Raw genomic sequence first — 1,292 nt, forward strand, 5'->3', positions numbered from 1 at the left:
GCCGCCCAATGAGCAACATCGAAATCTATGACCTCGAAAGTGTCTACGACGAGAAGATCAGCCCGCTAATGCAGCAAATTATCGCCATTTGCAAAGAGCACAACATGCCGATGGTTGCCTCTTTCGCTTATGAGAATCACGAGGAAAAAGGTCTTGGTTGTTGCACTACGACGCTGACCTTTGAAGGGAGAAGCATTAAAGAATTTTCAGAAGCCACATCGGTAATTCGCGGCAATCCTATGTTTTCTGCTTTCACGATCATGTCGGGAGTAAAAGGCGAATGAGCAACATCGACAAACGCGCACAGAAGGAACTCTATGCGAAAGTTGAGCAGCAGGCTCATTCACTTCGTGGGAATCCTCGCGAATACCAGGTAGTAACTGGCTTGTGTCCGGTTAACGTTATCGAAATGCACGCAAAGAAAATTCAGGCGCTGCTGGATGAGCTGGAAGCCAAAGACAAACAGATTGCAGGTTTGAAGGAGGCATTCAGCATTGCATTGTCTGCTGCTGGCATCGATGTCCCCGCCGCAGCCTGTAAAGGAGAGTGAGCATGCTTCAACATCAAATGCAGCCAACTTTTAATACCTGCATGGCCACCTGTGTGGCAATGGTTGCAGGTCAGCCTGTGGACGAGGTAGTTGCACGCTGGCACCAGGCTTTTCACGACAAAACATACTGGCTGGATGATGCCTTGGATTATTACAAAATCCCTTATTTCTACGGCAGCCAAAGAAAATGTGAATTGCTTTATGGGTTTGTTTATTTCCTGACCGTGCCGTCTCTGAATATTCAAGGCGGGTTACACCAGATTTTAATGTCATTAACGGCAGAGCGTGGCATCGAAGTATTTGATCCAGTAATGGGGAGGCCAGGTGCTAAATATTATGTTTACGGTGAAGCGCAGAACGATGCCCAATTTGGGGTGATTTCCTGGTGTGTGGATTTATCGGTTCCGTTTGTACAGCAGAAAGGTGAGGACTAACCCATGAGCACTATTACCAAAGAACGGTTGCGCGAACGTGCGCGCGAAAAGGTTAAGAGCCTGGAGTTTACTGTTACTCAGACCGCTTTCGCTGACACGCGAGCAGAGCTTGAAGAAGAACTGGAGCTGGCGCGTATCGCGCTGGCATCGCTCGAAGCGGAGCCTGCGGCGTATATCCGCTCAGCTCATAACCCAGATGGATTTTGTTTTGCTGATGGAATTCATCCGACGCATCGCCATCAAAGACTCCCTTTGTCGACATTGCAAGATGGATGCTATTGGAAGGTAACTCCGCTTTACACCGCCCC

Annotated in this window: 3 protein-coding genes and 1 pseudogene; all 4 read left to right on the forward strand. The window is 48.7% G+C overall.

Features of this window, described 5'->3' with window-relative positions; translation table 11 throughout:
• Positions 1 to 284: hypothetical protein (locus V6E55_RS25410; RefSeq protein WP_316944121.1), on the forward strand; the 284-nt coding region annotated here is incomplete at its 5' end.
• Positions 281 to 550, forward strand: a complete 270-nt coding sequence (locus tag V6E55_RS25415; RefSeq protein WP_316944122.1) for a hypothetical protein — start codon at positions 281 to 283, stop codon at positions 548 to 550. The genes V6E55_RS25410 and V6E55_RS25415, both read left to right, overlap by 4 nt.
• A gap of 2 nt (positions 551 to 552) precedes the next feature.
• Complete coding sequence (locus tag V6E55_RS25420; protein WP_316944123.1) at positions 553 to 984, forward strand: hypothetical protein; 432 nt, start codon at positions 553 to 555, stop codon at positions 982 to 984.
• Between the two features lie 3 nt (positions 985 to 987).
• Positions 988 to 1,292: pseudogene (locus V6E55_RS25425) on the forward strand (hypothetical protein); the annotation flags it as partial.

The organism is Enterobacter sp. 342 (assembly GCF_036663495.1).
GTDB lineage: Bacteria > Pseudomonadota > Gammaproteobacteria > Enterobacterales > Enterobacteriaceae > Enterobacter.